At 56.2% G+C, this 3341-nt stretch carries 3 protein-coding genes; 1 reads left to right on the top strand and 2 read right to left on the bottom strand.

What is annotated here, in order from left to right; translation table 11 throughout:
- A partial coding sequence (locus L0H14_RS12185) for a DUF6318 family protein (protein ID WP_301421965.1) occupies nucleotides 1–266 on the bottom strand: 266 nt, incomplete at its 3' end.
- Nucleotides 267–477: 211 nt separating this feature from the next.
- On the opposite strand from L0H14_RS12185, the gene L0H14_RS12180 reads away from it, so the two are divergent.
- Nucleotides 478–2148 (top strand): HNH endonuclease signature motif containing protein, encoded by a 1671-nt coding sequence (locus tag L0H14_RS12180; protein WP_301419884.1) that lies wholly within the window; start codon nucleotides 478–480, stop codon nucleotides 2146–2148.
- Nucleotides 2149–2257: 109 nt separating this feature from the next.
- Here L0H14_RS12180 and fdhD read toward each other — a convergent pair whose 3' ends face one another.
- A complete protein-coding gene (gene fdhD, locus L0H14_RS12175; RefSeq protein ID WP_301421964.1) occupies nucleotides 2258–3271 on the bottom strand; it encodes a formate dehydrogenase accessory sulfurtransferase FdhD in 1014 nt (337 codons plus the stop codon).
- Between the last annotated feature and the right edge of the window lie 70 nt (nucleotides 3272–3341).

Here is a 3341-nt window from a genome sequence, read left to right as displayed (position 1 = left end):
TCCCAAAAATATTTCAGTGTCGCTTCGGCGCCTTCTTCGGTATTTTCTGTCGCAACAGCTGGAAGTTTGGGCTCGGGGACATTCTGTGCGGGGCCATCAGCTGAAGCTGGAACGTACTCCGCGGATTCGATCTCAGAGGCATCCATCGTCTCGTCGAGTTCGGCGTCGTCGTCATTTGAACAACCGGCAAGAACCACACATAGGGTCAATGCGGCCAGACTGGCAAAAATACGACTCGGGACAGGCTGCTTCAGGAGACGTGGCATCAAGGCGCTTTCGAGTGAGTGAGAAAGGTGTTTCCCAATAAAGTAATACCAAGTCACGCTGTAAGCCAGGTCTCACTGCCAGGTTGTGGAGAATTCGTCAATGTTTTTCGTCCAGTTCGACTTATCCACAGAACCTTAGACTCGCGATCCGCTGCAGAACGTTTTTCTCCATGATGGTGTCCAATCGATCACGAATGGAGGTGACGACCCGATGACCACGACCAATGAGGCAGTGAGTGTGCTCGACACGCTTGATCTGCCGATCATTGATGGGCGTGTGGCCTGGGATAGCGTCACCCCTGATCAACTCCATGACGTGATTCGTGGTGCGGCGAAAGAACTTGACACCAGGGAGGAAGACGTCCCCACCAACGGTGTGTTGCAGCGGTCTTTGAAGTTCGAAGAGACAGTGCGGGCATTGTCACCGTTGCAGCATCGATTTGCGGGATTGCTCCAGGATGCGTTCAATGACCCGAAGCTGCGCGAGACGGTTGATCTATCCGAAGGGAAGACACCGTTTCGCGACGCGAACGACCTGATCGCGAAAACCCATGGGCTGCGAGCCTACGAGGCATCCGGGCGCACCAAGATTGCTGCAGCGATGACGCCGGCGCGCGCTTCGGATCCAGAACGTGATGAGAATATCGTCGTCGGGCAGACCAAACTGCCGCTGCTCGGGGCACTGCAAGCCAAAGGCACGCTCCACCCTACGAAGTTATCCTCAGCGTTGAATATGCTCGAACAACTGGATAAGGAAGCCGAATCCGCAGGGAAGGATCAGAACTTCCGACAACGGTTGCGGACGGTGATCGAAAAGGACCTGGCCTCAAAAATTGAGCACACAACACCCGAAGAATTCGGCCGGTATGTTGGGCGCCGCAAGAAGGATGTGCTTGCCTCGATCGATCCGCCGGATAAAAATTTCACGCCGCGTCAAACTGAAGCGATGCATAACGTGTGGTGTGAGGGGCCGGTTCGTGGGAATCCGGATGCGTATAAGTGGTCGATCATCGTGGATGCTGAAGGCAATGAAGTGATGAGCACCGTAGAGTCCTTGGCGAATAATCCGCGGGCGAAGGATGAAGATGACGACTTCGATAGTCGAACCCGCGGTCAACGGTCTATGCATGCGATTCGGGATGCTCTGAAGTTCGCATTGGCTAACCTGGAAAACTCGAATCTGCGAGGTTCCAGCGGCGCACACAGTCAGGTTGTAGTGCTCGCCGACTATCCGACACTGATGCAGCACTTGCACACCGAACTGGCAGAGCTACTCCCGGACATCACGGCTGTGAAACGTGAACAACTCCTGGCATACCTCGCCGAGGCAGAGCTTGCCAATACATCGGCCGAATCGGCAGTGGATGATGAAGGCGAGGGCGCAGAAATTGTGTTCCCGCCGCCCAAAACTACCAACCTCAACGAAGTACTGAACGATGAGAATCTCGACCGGCTCCAACCTCGAATCTCCCAAGGGATATACACACCATATATACCGCCAGACACGATCTTGCGGATGATGTGCAATGTCAGTGTCTCTCCCGTGACATTAACTGGACAGCGTCAAGTGTTGTCGATAGGGCGAAAGCAGCGACAATTTACCGAGGCGATCCGTCGCGCGATTTTGGCACGTGATCGAGGGTGTGCTGTGCCCGGATGTCACTGGCCGGCGGCCTGGTGCGAACTCCATCACATCACATACTGGTCGAACAACGGCGAGACCAGCACCGAAAACGGATTAATGATGTGTTCGCATCACCATAAAGCGCTGCACGCCAACATGTTGCAAATCGAACGGGTCAACGGAGAAGTCCGATTCAAGCTCCACCCACTGATCGATCCTGCCCAAGAGCCGCGCCAAAACTACTTCTGGCAAAACTGACTTTCGCGCTCGCGATTGCTGATCAGAGTGTCCTGCATTCGACATAGGTCGGGTGCAGGGTTCTTTGGGGTTGAAGAACTCCTTTAAGACAATTTACCTTGCACTGTAACTATGCGCTGTTCGCGGCGTCGTCGGGAACATCCATAGATGCTGAGGCGCCATCGGCAGCCGGCGGGACGATACGCTCCTCCCCCGCATAGATGACGCAACGGTGGCCACGAGTGAAGCCAACCAGGGTCATGGAAGACTCTTTCGCCAGTTCAACAGCAAGCGATGACGGCGCAGAAACCGCCACAAGCATGGGTACGCCAGCCATGGCCGCCTTTTGCACCAGTTCGAAACTCGCGCGCGATGAGGTCACCAACACCTTGTCGCTTAACGGGAGTAAGCCTTCCATTAAGGCCCAGCCGAGAACCTTGTCCACGGCGTTGTGTCGGCCAACATCCTCACGCACCACCAGCATCCTGCCGGTCTCGACATCGTAGAGCCCGGCGCCGTGGAGGCCACCGGTTTTGGCGAAAACTTTTTGATCCTCGCTCAGTTGATCAGGCAGACCCATGACCGTGGGCTCATCGAGCCTAAAATTAGAGCGTTCGTCAATGGGATAGCAACCGTTCTGATGCACCTCGTCCAGAGATTGACGCCCGCACAGACCACACGATGAATTCACGACCAGCTGACGCTGCACAGCGGCAGACGGGGGCACAACGTGTGGCGCGAGCGTGATGTCGACGACGTTATCCGAAGTGTTCTGCAACGCCGATTCGGTTCCGGAAAATGCCCCGAGCCCTAATGGTGGGGCAAGTTCGCTGGCCAGACCGTTGCCGTCAGCGGAGTCGTGCGGCTGCGCTTGCGTGTGCGGGTTCAAACCTTTGGGGCCTTGATCCTTTTGGCAGTAGCGAACCCTGAACACGTCTTCGGCCGAGTTGATGATGCCCTCGGACAAGGCGAAGCCCACGGCCAAGGAGAAATCATGTACGGGCGTGCGCATGGTGACCGCTAAACGTGTGCCATTAACGCGTATCTCGAGCGGCTCCTCGACGGCGAGAGTGTCGGCACGGTGGGTCCGCCCGGTGTCGGCATGCACGCGGGCAACACGGACTCGAGCTTGTGAAGAACGCATAACTCCATCGTAGCCGTGCCGCTCCCTTAATGGCAGGGTGTTGTTAGGCTTGGAGCATGACATCTGACCC

This window comes from Yaniella sp. (genome assembly GCF_030453185.1).
Taxonomy (GTDB): domain Bacteria; phylum Actinomycetota; class Actinomycetes; order Actinomycetales; family Micrococcaceae; genus Yaniella.
This window is presented reverse-complemented; position numbering and strand designations above follow the sequence as displayed.